The 14,486-nt window shown below is 60.2% G+C and carries 13 protein-coding genes and 1 riboswitch; of the genes, 3 read left to right on the top strand and 10 right to left on the bottom strand.

Annotated features, from left to right (window positions below; translation table 11 throughout):
- Positions 1–421: 421 nt before the first annotated feature.
- From metE to EB815_RS34305, 5 genes are all read right to left on the bottom strand, one after another.
- Positions 422–2,752: a 5-methyltetrahydropteroyltriglutamate--homocysteine S-methyltransferase gene (gene metE / locus EB815_RS31380; protein WP_064987299.1), complete on the bottom strand. Its 2,331-nt coding sequence runs from the start codon at positions 2,750–2,752 to the stop codon at positions 422–424.
- A gap of 114 nt (positions 2,753–2,866) precedes the next feature.
- Positions 2,867–3,066, bottom strand: a riboswitch (cobalamin riboswitch).
- 137 nt (positions 3,067–3,203) lie between these two features.
- Complete coding sequence (locus tag EB815_RS31375; protein ID WP_244277787.1) at positions 3,204–4,661, bottom strand: NAD-dependent succinate-semialdehyde dehydrogenase; 1,458 nt, start codon at positions 4,659–4,661, stop codon at positions 3,204–3,206.
- A 318-nt stretch (positions 4,662–4,979) separates the two neighbouring features.
- A complete protein-coding gene (locus EB815_RS31370) occupies positions 4,980–6,212 on the bottom strand; it encodes a cytochrome P450 family protein (protein WP_064987301.1) in 1,233 nt (410 codons plus the stop codon).
- 96 nt (positions 6,213–6,308) lie between these two features.
- On the bottom strand, positions 6,309–7,001 hold the full coding sequence (locus tag EB815_RS31365; protein WP_064987302.1) for an OmpW/AlkL family protein: 693 nt from the start codon (positions 6,999–7,001) through the stop codon (positions 6,309–6,311).
- 230 nt (positions 7,002–7,231) lie between these two features.
- The gene (locus EB815_RS34305; protein ID WP_171883332.1) at positions 7,232–7,651 is read right to left on the bottom strand and encodes a transposase; all 420 of its coding nucleotides are present in this window, start codon (positions 7,649–7,651) and stop codon (positions 7,232–7,234) included.
- Positions 7,652–7,779: 128 nt separating this feature from the next.
- Between EB815_RS34305 and EB815_RS31355 the strand changes: the two genes are divergently transcribed.
- The 3 genes from EB815_RS31355 to EB815_RS31345 all read left to right on the top strand — a co-directional run bounded on the left by EB815_RS31355 (position 7,780) and on the right by EB815_RS31345 (position 10,703).
- Positions 7,780–8,655 (top strand): AraC family transcriptional regulator, encoded by an 876-nt coding sequence (locus tag EB815_RS31355; protein WP_065005168.1) that lies wholly within the window; start codon positions 7,780–7,782, stop codon positions 8,653–8,655.
- A gap of 71 nt (positions 8,656–8,726) precedes the next feature.
- Positions 8,727–9,818: a threonine aldolase family protein gene (locus EB815_RS31350; RefSeq protein ID WP_081294825.1), complete on the top strand. Its 1,092-nt coding sequence runs from the start codon at positions 8,727–8,729 to the stop codon at positions 9,816–9,818.
- 429 nt (positions 9,819–10,247) lie between these two features.
- On the top strand, positions 10,248–10,703 hold the full coding sequence (locus EB815_RS31345) for a GNAT family N-acetyltransferase (protein ID WP_064987303.1): 456 nt from the start codon (positions 10,248–10,250) through the stop codon (positions 10,701–10,703).
- 291 nt (positions 10,704–10,994) lie between these two features.
- Here the strand turns inward: EB815_RS31345 and EB815_RS31340 are convergent, their stop codons facing one another.
- From EB815_RS31340 to EB815_RS31320, 5 genes are all read right to left on the bottom strand, one after another.
- Positions 10,995–11,204 carry a hypothetical protein gene (locus EB815_RS31340; RefSeq protein ID WP_064987304.1) on the bottom strand — a complete coding sequence of 70 codons (210 nt, stop codon included), beginning with the start codon at positions 11,202–11,204 and terminating at the stop codon, positions 10,995–10,997.
- Between the two features lie 869 nt (positions 11,205–12,073).
- Entirely contained in the window at positions 12,074–13,030 is a 957-nt protein-coding gene (locus EB815_RS31335) for an ImmA/IrrE family metallo-endopeptidase (RefSeq protein ID WP_019863494.1), read from the bottom strand.
- Positions 13,027–13,554, bottom strand: a complete 528-nt coding sequence (locus EB815_RS31330; RefSeq protein ID WP_032920912.1) for a helix-turn-helix domain-containing protein — start codon at positions 13,552–13,554, stop codon at positions 13,027–13,029. The genes EB815_RS31335 and EB815_RS31330 overlap by 4 nt, the downstream gene beginning before the upstream one ends.
- 15 nt (positions 13,555–13,569) lie before the next feature.
- Positions 13,570–14,217, bottom strand: coding sequence for a hypothetical protein (locus tag EB815_RS31325; RefSeq protein WP_064987305.1), 648 nt, complete (start codon positions 14,215–14,217; stop codon positions 13,570–13,572).
- On the bottom strand, positions 14,214–14,420 hold the full coding sequence (locus EB815_RS31320; RefSeq protein ID WP_032921561.1) for a ribbon-helix-helix protein, CopG family: 207 nt from the start codon (positions 14,418–14,420) through the stop codon (positions 14,214–14,216). Before EB815_RS31320 ends, EB815_RS31325 begins: the two co-directional genes overlap by 4 nt.
- Positions 14,421–14,486: the final 66 nt, after the last annotated feature.

The following is a 14,486-nucleotide window of genomic DNA, read 5'->3' as shown; positions in this document are numbered from 1 at the left end:
GCCGTTCGAATCCTTCCCCAGCTTGGCCGTGCATTCGGTCTCCCGGAACGCGCTCTGCGGACCGGCGGCGCGTGATCGCCGATGCTTCGTCCGACGGTCGGGAGCGGGGTTTCGGCGATCAAGATCGGGGAGATGATAATGATACTGGATTTATCGATTACGGAATAATCCGAAGCTGGCTGGCCGTGAGCCGTCTCGTTTCTGGCCGGCTCATTTGCGGCCGGCCTCCTTCGATCGCCTGCCAACGCGGGGCTTCTGGAACAGCTGACTTCAACCCGCCATAACAAGGGCTCAGCCAGGACAAGGTTGCCGAGGCGCTTCGTCACCGGCAGCTCGATTGCCTTGGGCGCGCCGGATAGACTCCCCCAAGATCGCCCGGTGTGTGGCGTTGCCGCTCACCGCCGGCGAGTGGCACCTAGCCCTACGCCGTCTGCGCTTTTTCCCGAATTGCGCGTGCTGCAGCCACCATGTTCACCAGGGCAGGGCGGACCTCCTCCCATCTGCGCGTCTTGAGACCGCAGTCGGGATTCACCCACAGTTGGCCATCCAGCAATCGCTCGCGCGCAAGCATGATGAGGTTGGAAATCTCGCCCACTTCCGGGACCCGCGGCGAGTGAATGTCATAGACACCAGGACCGATGTCGTTCGGATACTTAAAGGTTCGAAGCGTATCAAGCAGTTCCATCTGCGAGCGCGAGGTTTCAATGGAGATCACATCGGCATCCATTGCGGCAATCGCGTCCACGATATCGCCGAACTCGGAGTAGCACATATGGGTGTGGATCTGGGTCGCATCGCCGACCGCCGTTGAAGCCAGCCGGAAGCATTCGACGGCCCAGTCGAGATAGGCCTGCCAGTCGGCCTCGCGCAGCGGCAAGCCCTCGCGCAGTGCGGCTTCGTCGATCTGGATCATCCTGGCGCCGGCCTTTTCGAGGTCGCTCACTTCGTCGCGAATGGCGAGCGCGACCTGTCGGCAGACGGCTGAGCGGGGAAGGTCGTCTCGGACGAAGGACCAGTTGAGGATCGTCACCGGGCCGGTAAGCATGCCCTTCACCGGCTTCGGCGTCATCGACTGGGCATATCGCCACCAGTTTAGTGTCATCGGATTTTGTCGCGACACATCTCCAATGATGATCGGGGGTCGCACAAAGCGCGAGCCATAGCTCTGCACCCACCCGTGTTGCGTGAAGGCGAAGCCGCGGAGCTGCTCGGCGAAATACTGCACCATATCGTTGCGCTCGAATTCGCCGTGGACCAGCACGTCGAGTCCGATCTCTTCTTGCCAGCGAACGGCGGCTTCTATCTCTTTCTTCAGGAACGCCTCATAGTCGACGTAACTCAGCTTGCCCTTGGCATGAGCTGCCCGCGCCTTGCGAACCTCGGCTGTTTGCGGGAAGGAGCCGATCGTCGTGGTGGGGAAGGAGGGCAAGCCAAACGTGTCGGCCTGAAGCTTGGAGCGCACGGTGAATGCACTCTTGCGGCGCGTCATGCCGACGTTGATGCCGGCGACCCGGCCTTCGACGAGCGGATCATGCACCTTCGCGGATGTCGCGCGAACGGCGGCAGCCTCAGCCGACGCCTCCAGTTCGGCGGCGACCGCGTCCCGGCCTTCGGCCAGGGCACGGGCGAGCACGACCAGCTCGTCGGTCTTTTGCGCCGCGAAGGCGAGCCACGACTTCACATCCGCATCGAGTGCCGTCTCCATGTCCAGGTCGATCGGCACATGCAGCATCGAGCAGGACGGGGCGATCTCCACGCGGTCCAGCGGCCAGCCGGCGACGATCGGCTTGACGCGGTCAAGTATGGCAGGCAGATTCGCGCGCCAGACGTTGCGCCCGTCGATCAGCCCGAGCGAGAGCACAAGTTCCTTCTGCGCGAGCCGGCCGACGGTCTCCAACTGCTCTGGAGCGCGCACGAGGTCCACGTGCAGTCCCGCCACGGGCAGAGAAATTGCGGTCTCGAGATTGTCTCCCAGCGATCCGAAATAGGTAGCGACCATGATCTTCAACTCCGGTGCTGCTTTTGACAGCCGGCAGTAGGCGAATTGGAGCGCATCCCGTTCGTTGGGAACCAGATCGACCACGAGCGCCGGCTCATCGATCTGCACCCAATCGGCTCCCGCGAGCTTCAGCCTCCGCAGGAGCTCCTCGTAGACGGGCAGCAGCCGTGGCAGGAGGGCGATAGGGTTGAAACCTTCCTCAGGTGACTTCGCCAACTTGAGAAAGCTAACCGGTCCAAGCAGGACCGGGCGCGTGTGGATGCCGAGGGCCTTGGCCTCAAGGAAATGATCGACCGGTTTCGCCGACGAGAGGGCAAAGCTCTGGTCGTCCCTGAGTTCCGGCACAATGTAGTGATAGTTGGTGTCGAACCATTTGGTCATTTCCATCGCCGCAAGGCCATGCCCATTGGCCGCATGCTCGTCACCGGCATGTCCACAATCAGCGGCCTGACCTTGGTTGCCGCGCGCCATGGCGAAATAGGTATCGAGTGGGACCTCGCCGTCAGTCCAGGTGTATCGTGCCGGCACGGCGCCGACCATGGCGACGGTGTCGAGCACATGGTCATAAAGCGAGAAATCGTTGGACGGGATTTTCGACACGCCGCGATCGTGCTGCTCCCTCCAGCTGGCGGCGCGTAGCGCCTTCGACGTCGCGAGCAGGTCGGCAGCGGGAGATTTTCCGGACCAGTAGTTTTCAAGCGCGAATTTCAGTCCCCGCCGTCGACCGATACGCGGCACGCCGAGCGTTGCCACAGGAATTTGTTGAGAGACAGTCATGCCATACCCCGATGGTTGGGGCGGGGGACAAGGAACGCGCGAGCAGGCGGCACGAAGCCGAGCTGCCGCGACCACCAGACACCCCGCCCGTGGACGTTGTTGGTCGTGGCAGGTCTCCTGGCTCGCGGGTCAAAGCCTGCGCCCGTCTTCCCGAGGCCGTTCGCCTCAGTGACATCAATGGGCTTGGCTCGCCGCTAACAGTTGCGGGGGCAGCGCCGGTGTCGCACCGGCTTCCCTCTTAGCTCCGCTACGGCAGTGCCGCGCGGAGAACCATGACATGCGCACAATCACAGCCGCTTCGCTCCTTGTCAATACCATATAACGAGATGTCTATGTGATTATGCGAAACGCTCACCAGTTGCCCCGTAGCCTGGTGCTCAGCACGCCCGCTGAATTGCCGGATCTTGCGAGCGTGCAGGCAGAAGCTTCAAATCCCACCCATGCAGAGGTATTTCATTTCGAGGTAGTCCTCGAGGCCATGGCGAGAACCCTCCCGCCCGATGCCCGACTGCTTCATGCCGCCAAAGGGCGCTGCTTCCGAAGACATACGACCCGTGTTGATGCCAACCATGCCATATTCCAATGCCTCGGCCACGCGCCAGACACGCTTGAGGTTCGAGGCATAGAAATAGGCGGCGAGGCCGTAGATCGTGTCGTTGGCCTCACGCACAACCTGATCGGCATCGTGGAAGCGAATGATTGGCGCCAGCGGCCCGAAAGTCTCCTCTTGCGCAACCGCCATGATGCTGGAAATTTCGGTAAGCACTGTGGGCTTGAAGAAGGTGCCATCCTTGCCGATACGTTCGGCCCCGCATCGAATAGCCCCACCCTTGGCAACGGCATCTGCGATGTGCGACTCGATCTTGGCCAGAGCATGCCTGTCGATGAGCGGTCCGATGTCCACTCCGGCAGCGAAGCCGTCGCCGACCGACAAGTGCCGGACTTTCTCCACGAACTTCTCGACGAACTCATCGTGAACGCTCGATTGGACGTAAAGACGGTTTGCCGAAACGCAAGTTTGGCCGCCGTTGCGGAACTTCGCCTGGATTGCGCCGTCAACCGCGGCGTCAATGTCAGCGTCGTCGAACACAATGAAAGGGGCATTGCCGCCGAGCTCGAGGCTGACCTTCTTGATCTGTTCGGAGCACTGGCGCATGAGCAGCCGGCCAACCTCGGTCGAGCCCGTAACGCTGATCTTTCGAACCTTGGGATTGGAGCAGAGTTCGCGTCCAACGGCATCACCTTCGCACGCATAGACCAGGTTGATGACGCCGTCGGGAAAGCCGGCCTGCTGCGCGAGGGCAAACATTGCACCTGCCACGAGCGGCGTCTGTTCAGCAGGTTTGAGCACGATCGCGCAGCCGGCCGCCAGGGCCGGCGAGATCTTGCGCGCCACCATCGACGCCGGGAAATTCCATGGGGTAATCGTGCCGACCACACCGATCGGCTGCTTGATGACCAGCATGCGACGGTCTGTCGAGGGTGCGGGGATCGTCTCGCCATAGATGCGATTGGCTTCTTCGGCGTACCATTGCAGGTAGGCCGCCGCATGCGACAATTCCGACTTGGCCTCGGCAAGGGGTTTGCCCATTTCCGCGGTCACTATCGCGGCAAGGTCATCGGCGTGGTCGATGATGAGCTGATGCCAGCGCCACAGAACGTCACTGCGTTCTCGGGCGGTCAGCCCCGCCCATCCAGGCTGCGCTACGTAGGCCTTGTCGACCGCAGCGCGTGTCTCCTCCACACCCATGTCCGGAAGTATTGCCAGCATTTCGCTGCTCGATGGGTTGAGGACCTCGAATGTCCGCTGGCTAACCGGCATGCCGAGCGCCGGCAGGCGATCGATGGCGCGAAACAGGTCAGGGGATTTCAGGTGGCGGATCATCGGCAGGCACAGGGGCAATACTAAATTCCTCTCAAACACAGCGGACACGTAAGTCGGCAGGCCTCGGTTTGTACTCCGCACCTGCGGGTTCTTTAAAGGGCCTCGACCATACGGCTGGTAGAGAATTCGGGCTCGCCGCGTCCGATACCGGCAAAAGCCAGCTGAAGCGAGGTCTGGGGCAGGGCGTATGCGACCGACGCTCATTGCCCGAGCTTCGGGATGACATCAGGTACCGCGGCGAGCGCCTGCTTCTCAGGCAAATCAACTGGTCGAGTCTTCCGCTCGCAATCAGTGAATCCGGGGTGAATGCCGCACTCTCTAAGCGCTGGAAGGCCGGAAGGTGACCGGCAGGCGCTGCGGGCAGCGAATGATGTAAGACGGCATGTAGACGACGTCCTCCGGGGCGATGGTCAGCGCCAGATCCTCCAGCCGCCCGAACAGTGCGGGGAAGGCGCAGCGCAATTCCAGGCGCGCCAGCGCAGCGCCCAGGCAGGCATGCGGCCCCTCGCCGAACGACAGATGCGGGTTGTGCCGCCGGGTGACATCGAACCTGTCGGCGCCGGGACCGAAGGCCTTTTCGTCCCGGTTCGCCGCATGGAACGCCATCAGGACGGCATCGCCGCGGCGGACCATGCATCCGTCGATCTCCACGTCCTGGGTGGCATAGCGGAACGGCAGATTGGCCGCTGAGCTGCCCCAGCGCAGGATCTCCTCGATCGCCTGTGACCACGGAACTTGGCCGCTGCGCACCAGGTGCAGTTGCTGCGGATGCGTCAGCAATGCCAGCACGCCATTGCCGATGACGCCGGCGGTGGTCACGAAGCCCGCGGAGAGCACCATGAACAGCATGTCGATGAGCTCGGTGTCGGAAACGAGCTCGCCTTTGTCACGCGCGACGATCAGGGCCGAAGCCAGATCATCGCCGAGCCGGCCCCGCTTGAGCGCGATCAGGCGACGGAAGAACGTCGGGATGCGCTGCCGCGTCTGTCGCACCTCTTCGGCTGTGGCGGAGGTGTTGGCCAGGCTGTAGGTGAGCGCGACGATCTCTTCGCGCTGTTCGTCCGGCAAACCGAAGAGTTCGGCGATCACGTTGGTGGGCAGCGGAGCGGCGAACTCGCTCATCAGATCGGCACTGCCGCCGCGCTGCGCCATCTCGGCCAGGAGTCGATCGACGCATTGTTCGACCCGTGGCGCCAGCAAGGCGATACGACTGGGCGCGAAGCTGCTGGACAGCAGGCCGCGCAAGCGCCGGTGATCGGCGCCGTGCGCCGTGGTCATGTTGTCCACTTTGCATATCCCGATCAGCGGATGATTCTCGGGAATCTCGCCGGCCTGCAGCGCCCGCCACTGTCGCCAGTCCTTGTTGAAACGCTGGTCGGAAAGCATCTGCCTGAGCGTCTGGTGACGGGCTGCCGCCCAGGTCACCACATCGCCTGGCAGCGAGACTCGCGCCATCCCCCCCTGCCGCAGAATCGCAGAAGAAAGACGATCAAGTTGCGTGGGAGCGGCCGGCACACCGATCACGTCGCAATGATCGTTTTCTACGCGCATGCCAACAACTCCTTCAAGACCATCGCGGGTCCACTTCTCGGCACGGAAGATCCGCGCGCGGACTTCGAAGAGTGCCCCTTCAGGGTGCTTTCGAAATTAGAAGCGGTAAGTGACACCTGCGCCTATCAACCAGGGATCGAGATTGGCCTTGCCTGTGAGCTTGGCGCCGGCGACAGTGACGTCGAAGTCGGGCTTGAGGAAAAGCTTCTTCACGTCGAAGTTGACGCCCCAGTGCTCGTCCACCATGTAGTCGAATCCGACCTGCAGCGCGGCGCCGAATGTGTTCTTGACCTTGAGATCATCGGCGCTGCCGGCTTGCTGATGATAGAAGATCGTATAGTTCACGCCGGCGCCGACATAGGGTTTGAAGGCGCCGAGATCGGTAAAATGATACTGCAATGTCACCGTTGGCGGCAGCAGCCAAACCTTGCCGACCTTGCCAAGCCCGCCGATCGCACCTTGGCCATCGATGTTGGCATAGGTGGTGCCGAGTATGAGTTCGGCGGCGATGTTGTCCGTGACGAAATATGAGATATCGAGTTCCGGCGTCACGGTGTTCGAATAAGAAAGACCGGAGCCGGGTACCGCATTGACATAGCCCGAATCCTCGGTGATCACCCCCAACGCACGCAGGCGGATCTGCCAGGGGCTTGGCGCTTCCGCGACCCAGGCTTCTGCCTGCGGGACGCTCGCGGCTTGCCCAACATCTGCCGCGCCGGCCTGTCCCGCCACGATGAGGACGACAGCCGCTGTCATTGCCCGGGCCACGCCAATTCGCGCTCTCGCCATACTTTTCTCTCCTTGATCTTCAGAAGCGACGCACTGCGCCTTGATTGAATCCTGCTCGCATCAATCGAGATTGACGGAGCGCTCATGCGGGAGAGCCCTCGCATGTGTCGTGCCAAATGAGAAAATCGTTGCAGAACAATGCGGTCACTCCGATAGCGCGGTGTCTCATGTCCGACTTCGTCGAAGAGCCGACAATGAGTGCAGCCGTAGCCGCCCCTGGCAGCCGTTCGTCAACATCGGCCGGCAGTTCGTTGGCACGCTGGCACTCGGCTTCGAGTTTTGGCGTATTCTGCGTTCAGCGCCTTGATCGTCGCCTGCTGCTTCGCCGTCAGGCCGGGGAACGTTCCAGCCAGTTGGCGCAGTCCGTGGGCATGTCCGTAAGGCGTCTCGACCGCGACCGATATGGGCGGGAAATCCTTTGACAGAATGCGCCAGCCGCCATCCGATCGGGCCATGTAGCGGATCGCGTTCAAGACCTCGCGCAAGTCCGTCACCACGCGCCGTCCGGTCTTGGCCGCGCCCGGCAGGAACGGTTGTATCCGCGACCATTCCTCATCCGTCAGATCGGAGGGGGATAGCGCTTGGTCTTCTTCTTGATATCGGCCATCCGGCCACGCGTCGCTCGGGTCCACATCCCAAGCTTGAAACACGATTAATCCCGCCAATCCGCTGCCCGCCCTGCAGCAGGCTCTTCGGGCGGCAATTAATCCTGCTTCGGTTTGAAATTCGCTACGAGAGCACGATATCGTTGCGACGACCGACCTGGATTGATCATCAAGTGGCCGATACCGCCATCAAATGCGACGAAAAGGCGCGTGGCCGTTCTGAACCTCCGGGCCGGCCGCCGCGCAATCGTGCGGTGATGAAGCACTCCGATGTCCTTGGTGGGCTCGATTACCTGGCGGCGGACTATCACCGGCAGGATTTCTCCAAGCATATCCACAACGAGTATCTAATCGGGCTGATCGAGCGAGGCGTCCATGATGTCTGGTGCCGAGGTGAGGTTTGGCACGCCGGTAGCGGCACCGTCGCGACCTTCGCGCCCGGCGAACCGCATTTCGGGGGTGCTGGTGACGATCTTGGCTGGAGCCAGAAGATCTTCTACATGCCCGAAGGCCTTGTCCGGCAAGTCCTTGAGCACAGCGGCCAAAACGAACCCGGAACGATCGACTTCAAAAGCCCGTTCCAGGAGAATGCGCCAGTTGCACACGGCCTCAGCGCGTTTTGGCGCCTGCTTGAACATGGGCATAGCTCGGCACTGGAGATCGAGGAGCATCTGATCCGTTTCCTGCCCCACGTCTTCGCACAAGTCGGCAGGTCGCGCGTTGCTGAGCCAAAATTCGTGCCACCGAGGTTCCGTGACGTATGTGACTTCATCCATGCCCACTTTGACGAAGTTCTGCAGCTCGCCGCCTTGGCCGCCCTCGCCGGATGCTCCAAGGCGACGTTGATCGATGGCTTCAAGGCGCATTTCGGGTTGCCCCCCACCCGCTACCTGATCCAGGTCCGCATCGACGAGGCGCGACGGCTGCTGAGGCGAGGCCAGCAGGTCGCCGATGTCGCCGTCGCGGTAGGGTTCGCGGACCAGAGCCACCTGACCCGGCACTTCAAGGCGGTGCTGGGGGTGACGCCGGCACGTTACCTCTCGGTTTGAATATCGTTCAATAAAGCGCGCGGCGAACGGTCTAGCTTGGACGCTCAATGAATGAACGAGCGTCAAGACCCATGAGCGACAGCAAACAGACCCGCCCCCGCGACTTCACCAGCGACAACATCGCCGGCGTCCCCCCCGAGGTGATCGCAGCCATCACCGCGTGCGCGTCGGGTCAGGCGCTTCCCTACGGCAACGATGAGCTGACGCATACCGTCGAGCACCAGCTCGCCGGGTTGTTCGAGCATGAGGTCGACGTGTTCCTCGTTTCGACGGGGTCGGCGGCAAACGCGCTGGCGCTCGCGGCGATTACGCCGCCATGGGGCAGCATCCTCTCGCACGTCGACGCACACATCAACCGCGACGAGTGCGGCGCGCCGGAGTTCTACACCACCGGTGCGAAGTTGGTGCAGCTTCCAGGCGAGGCTGGCAAAATCGACATCGACGCCTTGGCGGCCAATGCAACGCGCATGGTGGGCGATATCCACTCGGTCCAGCCCTCCAGCGTCAGCATCACGCAGGCGACCGAGATGGGATCGGTCTACGCGCTCGATGAGATCAAGGCGATCGGCGATATCTGCCGATCGGCGAACCTGCCGCTCCATATGGACGGCGCCCGCTTCGCCAATGCCCTCGTCACTCTCGGCTGCTCGCCGGCCGAGATGACGTGGAAGGCCGGCGTCGACCTATTGTCATTTGGCGCCACGAAGAATGGAACGTTTGGGGTCGATGCGGTCGTCTCGTTCCGCAGAGATCTCGCGAGCACAATCGCCTTTCGCCGCAAGCGGGCCGGCCAGTTGAGTTCCAAGATGCGCTTCATGGCGGCGCAAATGGACGGTTATCTGAGCGACGGTGTCTGGCTGCGTAACGCGGTCCATGCCAATGCGATGGCGTCGGCGCTTGCGCAAGGGTTGGCCGTCGTGCCGGGCGTGAAAATCCAGCAGCGTCCCGAGGCCAACATCCTATTCTGCCGACTTCCCACGTCGCTAATCCGGGGGCTGCTCGACATGGGATTCCGCTTCTACCATGACCGCTGGGAGCCCGGGATCGTGAGGTTCGTCACCTCTTTCGCGACGACCGGGGCCGACGTGTCCGACTTGATCGGCGCGGCGACCAGCCTCTGCGCACCGGTCGGCTCGGCTCGTGTTCCGGCTGGCGCCAAATGAGTGTGGCGCCGTCGAGCGCTCTCGCCGCCCGTCACGGACCGTTCAAGGCATTGTCAAAGGCCTCTAAGCTATGTCCTCTTTGCTCGACTGCATTGATGATCCGAGCGTTCTGGCCGCACGAGCGCACGAGCATCTCAGGCGGTATCTTTTGTCCCAGCTCAGACCTACAAATTCATCTTACCTCGGCAGGGGGCTTCACCGTGCGGTAACAATGTGACCAGGTTGATTTTCTGTAAGAAGGTCTCCCCTAGGCGCAATTCACCTAAATTCATCCGTGATCCTCAATACTTGTGATATTTATTTTGCATTCTTTTATCATATTTTTTACGAAAAATGCTGTCCATTTAGTCAGACATTACTTAAGAGAGTGAGTCGGACCTGCGCGGGTGGCAGCATCAATCGGAATTTTGACCACTAGCAGGAGAAAATATGCCTTCCATATCTACTCGCCGCGCCAACGCAACGGACGCAGGGACGGTCGTCCGTTTTATTCACGCGCTACTCGATGAACTCACTGGCGGGAAAGCTCCCGCGCCCGACGACGTGAGACAAAGCGCGGAGATAATGCTTGCCGACGCTGGCGTGCTCGTTGTGATCGCAACTGCAGATGGCGAGCCGGTCGGCATCATGGTGCTGAATGAATGCACGGCGATCTATGCAGGAGGTAAGTTCGGCTATATTTCGGAGCTGTATGTTCGACCCGAAAAGCGCTCCAAAGGTATCGCCCCTCATCTGCTAGAGGTCGCCTCGCAGGAAAGCCATGCGCGTGGTTGGAAGCGACTTGAGCTTGCAGCGCCCAGGCAGCCAAAATGGAAGCGCACGCTCGATTTCTATCTGCGGAACGGGTTTGAGGAGCTCGGCCCTCGGCTCTGTCGGATGATCTAGACTCAGAGTTTGCTATGGGCTGCTCACAGCAACCTGTCGCACAATGTGAGGGAATGCGAGCGGACCATCCTAATGCTACAGCCGAATGGTCGATAGTTGATTATTTTCGCAGGTCAGGGCACCTCCGTGCCTTTGGCATCAGCGTTTTGGCTTGGACTTCCTCACGTTCTGCGACGAAGCGGCCTTGTGACGCCTCCTGGCGATCGACCTCCGTTTCGGCTTCGAGCCTACGCTTTAGCACAGCGGCGCTCTCGGTGACCAAGCGCCGCTCTTCGATCTGCAGAACCTGGATCAATCATCCAGCTGGGCGAGCTGCCGGGCCCGTTCGGCTGCGGCCTGTCCCAGACAGCGATCCGGCGATTCGAGCGTTTGCTGAACGGCTTCAGGGCGTGCCATAAGGGTCTCGGCAATAAGCGCCACCGCGTCCTTGGTCTCGCTCTTCACCATGTACAGACGGTTGCAGCCCTGCTCGGTGGAACGAGAGACCAGCGGAGCCGTCATCGCCAGCAGAGTCTTGAACCTGCCGAACTAAGTTCGCTCGGTCGGATGACATGCGCACAATCACCGGCACTTCGCTTCTTGTTAATTGCCATATAACGAGATGTTTATGTGGTGATGCGAATAATGCCCTTGCGCTGATCAGTCTCTTTCGACCAAACCCGCTTACGGAGCGGTCCCTCGCATCAGTGCAGGCTCGGAGAAGTCCTTGTCCCCATCGGCCACGCCGGATCAGATCGAGGTCGCCGGGCTCAAAGGGTAAAGTGGGGCCAGTCGTCACGGTCCGCCGGCATCACGGTATTTACCCCGCTCGCTTCGCTCTGCGTGAGACCGCCGAGCCCAGGGAAGGCACGATTGCCGACGAGAGCTGGCAGTACCCATGTCCGGAGTCGAAAGACTCCCTGAGAGGAAAGACAGACCCACATATTTCGCATCGGCCGCGCTCGTTTCGTAATGCCGGATTGTTCCTCTGCCATCGGATTTGTGTGGCCGCCCTGACAGCAGTTTTTTCGTCGGACCGCATGGCTGCGAGGCGAAGCGGGGAAAACCAGGTTTCCAACGAAGGCAGCGATCCTTACGGGCATCTGTCGGATCCGCCGTTTTCAAAGGCACGGCAGGTACGTCCTCGAGGGCTCGCTGATCGACTCGACCGTTTGGCCGCTGATGGGCCGCTATCTGCAGCGCGTTCAGGCCTCCCGACAAGGCAAAATACCGCTACCGCATCCCACAGCTCTCGACAGTTCGTCCGCTTCAAAGAGCGCAACGATCGACTGAGCGGCTGGAATGCGGGGCATTGCTTTCCGGCAGCCTCGGGCCGCAAGCGGCCGCCTTTGTGCTGTCATCGGGCACTTGAAATACCCGTCTGTTGGTAATCAGGCTGCCCTGAAGCCGACGGGAGAAATGCGTTGGTGTTTCTTCTTATAGATGCAGTAAGTGAGCAAATCATAAGTATTTGAGAAGCTGTGCAACCAGAATATATGCGGTTCGCCGTTCGCGTCATAAAAGATGCTTTCGCCTTCGCCCACCGGACCCCGCTTGCGGTTCGTTGCGTGATCGCAGATGGCGGAATAGGCAACTTCGGTGGTGATGCCGGGAAAGTGCTCAGCAAGCGCTTTCGATCTCGGGAAATAGGCCACATTGTCATTGCCCGCCTTCTCGCAGATATCCCTGTGATAGGGATGCCGGCTGACAACGCCGAAGGCAGGAAATTCCGGATCGCGTTCGCAAACCATTTGCCAAAGCGTTGTCGTAAGGGTGTTCCCGTAGCGCTTGCGAAGCTGCTCGATGCTCTTCCATTCAAATGAGCAGTCGAGCGCTTCGGGACGAAATCTTCCCCCGAGAAACAACAGACGGCGCCCGCCATAATTGGCTTCCGCCTCCATTGCCTGATGGAATGTCGGATTCAGCGTCGACTCATTGTCGCCCAGAAGCAGGGAGCGATGCCAAGGCAGAAGGTCATGCGTAATCTCATGTGCGATGAGGAAGCGTCGCTTCAGCTCGGCCACATCATCATCGATGAAGATCCGCTTGTCGCCTTCCTTCAGCATAAGGATACCACGAAGGCCATATTGCTGGACGACATCGACCATGCGCTTGGCCGTACTGGTGATCTCGTTGCCAGCGATTCGCGCCCGGTGGGCGATCTCATCCAGTAGGCTCAGGTTCGCTTTGCTGTAATAGGTAAGGTCAAGCTTTTGCAGCGCGCGTACCTGCTCGAGCCGTAACGGGGGCTCTGGATTGCCGAGATCACGGAGCAAACGTGATATGTGCTCATGGATATCTTGGCGCTCAAAGTCCCCAATTATCGGCTCAATCGCGGACATGGTCATCCATTCTTCTTATCGATTGACGCCAGTACCTTGACGAAATCGTTGAGGTCGCGCCTTTCAGCCTGGCTTAGCTTCGATAGGTCGTCCGAACTCGCGGCAAAACGATGCGCCGCTTCGGTGAGATTGTCGTTCTGCGCAGACGACGCCGCGGTCAGCTGTTCTACAGCACGTGCTGAAACCCCAATGAACTCGGCCAGCTGATGAACGGTACGCGGGCCTGGAACATAGCAGGGATCCTTTTCCACCTTCTCCAATTCCGCCGCATCAACACGAATTTTGGCAGCCAACTGCGCAATGCTCAATCCGTCCTTGCGTCGAAGCTGATGCACCAATTTAAACAGCACAACAGATTTCTGTTCGGGGGCAGCCGAAGGCTGCCCCGCGGTTGCTTGATGACGAGACTTCTCCTGCATAAGACGCTCAAGCGGAGCTGCATCGCGCAGCGGGAGTCCCGCGTCGCAATCGACATCTGGATCATGTTCGATATGGCTGCGTAGCCAATCGGCAGTGAAATGTAATTTCATGGTCGACTCCTCTTGTTAGTGTTGCACGGAAAGGAAAGTCGCAGCATCCCTGCTGGAAAGCTCGAAGTATCTCAGCCCTTTATGCACCCCTTCGCTATCCGCTCCAAGATCCGTCATTCCGATCGCATCCCGGTAGAAAACTTCTGCGCCAGGAAGGGAATGCAGACCGATCCGGCCACCAAACTCTTCTTCCAGGCTCAAGCTGACGGCTGTGCCAACGAGCGCACGCCCCGCACCCTTGTAAGTCGGCTCAGCAACCAGCTTTGGTCGATTCCATGGCGCCGTCGCCAGAAACTCCACGTAGATCAGCGGCACTCGCTGATGCTCGGGATGGCGACTGAAGCAGTCTTGGCCACCTTTGCGCGTCATCATGATGGCCTGTGTGCTGCCACCACATTCGAGCACGAAGAAATCGAACAGGAACGGGTCGTTCAGCGCAGCCAGCGCCTTCTTGCCCCATTCCCAATGGGCGTCTTCGCCATTGACCTCCGCTAAAGTCTGAAGAGAGGCCTTGGCTTCCCTGCGACGCAACTCAAAAAGCGGTCGCCAGCGTCCTTCGATATGCGCGAGATTGGTGCTGTCCAGGCCGTGATACAGATCTGCATCTTCGAACCGGCCTGTTGCGCGATTTAAGAGAAAGACGCGATCGATCAGCTCTTTCATAGAACCATCAGCTCTACTTTTTCTGATTTATCGGCGCTTTCGACAAACACCTTTTCGCCACGCGCCAGTCGATCGTCGACTGATTTGTAGAGCCGCAGCGCCTGGCGAACGAGCGCGGTTTTGGACAACCCTTTTTCTTCACACATGGCTTCAAGGACGCTCATTTCCGCGTCCGACAGGTTAAGCGTCATTGTACGCTTCATAGGCGCCTCCCTAACCGGCATCGTTTACGTAGCTATAAACTCCATAATTGTCAATCAAAAAATAAT

Source organism: Mesorhizobium loti (assembly GCF_013170705.1).
In the GTDB taxonomy this organism is placed as follows: domain Bacteria; phylum Pseudomonadota; class Alphaproteobacteria; order Rhizobiales; family Rhizobiaceae; genus Mesorhizobium; species Mesorhizobium loti_D.
Note: the sequence above shows the minus strand (reverse complement) of the source record. Positions and strands in the feature narration are given on the sequence as shown.

Excerpts from the sequence above, each read along its gene's own strand:
- EB815_RS31375 (WP_244277787.1), bottom strand. The coding sequence starts at position 4,661 with ATGATCCGCCACCTGAAATCCCCTGACCTGTTTCGCGCCATCGATCGC.
- EB815_RS31370 (WP_064987301.1), bottom strand. The coding sequence starts at position 6,212 with ATGCGCGTAGAAAACGATCATTGCGACGTGATCGGTGTGCCGGCCGCT.
- EB815_RS31365 (WP_064987302.1), bottom strand. The coding sequence starts at position 7,001 with ATGGCGAGAGCGCGAATTGGCGTGGCCCGGGCAATGACAGCGGCTGTC.
- EB815_RS31350 (WP_081294825.1), top strand. The coding sequence starts at position 8,727 with ATGAGCGACAGCAAACAGACCCGCCCCCGCGACTTCACCAGCGACAAC.
- EB815_RS31345 (WP_064987303.1), top strand. The coding sequence starts at position 10,248 with ATGCCTTCCATATCTACTCGCCGCGCCAACGCAACGGACGCAGGGACG.
- EB815_RS31340 (WP_064987304.1), bottom strand. The coding sequence starts at position 11,204 with ATGACGGCTCCGCTGGTCTCTCGTTCCACCGAGCAGGGCTGCAACCGT.
- EB815_RS31335 (WP_019863494.1), bottom strand. The coding sequence starts at position 13,030 with ATGACCATGTCCGCGATTGAGCCGATAATTGGGGACTTTGAGCGCCAA.
- EB815_RS31330 (WP_032920912.1), bottom strand. The coding sequence starts at position 13,554 with ATGAAATTACATTTCACTGCCGATTGGCTACGCAGCCATATCGAACAT.
- EB815_RS31325 (WP_064987305.1), bottom strand. The coding sequence starts at position 14,217 with ATGAAAGAGCTGATCGATCGCGTCTTTCTCTTAAATCGCGCAACAGGC.
- EB815_RS31320 (WP_032921561.1), bottom strand. The coding sequence starts at position 14,420 with ATGAAGCGTACAATGACGCTTAACCTGTCGGACGCGGAAATGAGCGTC.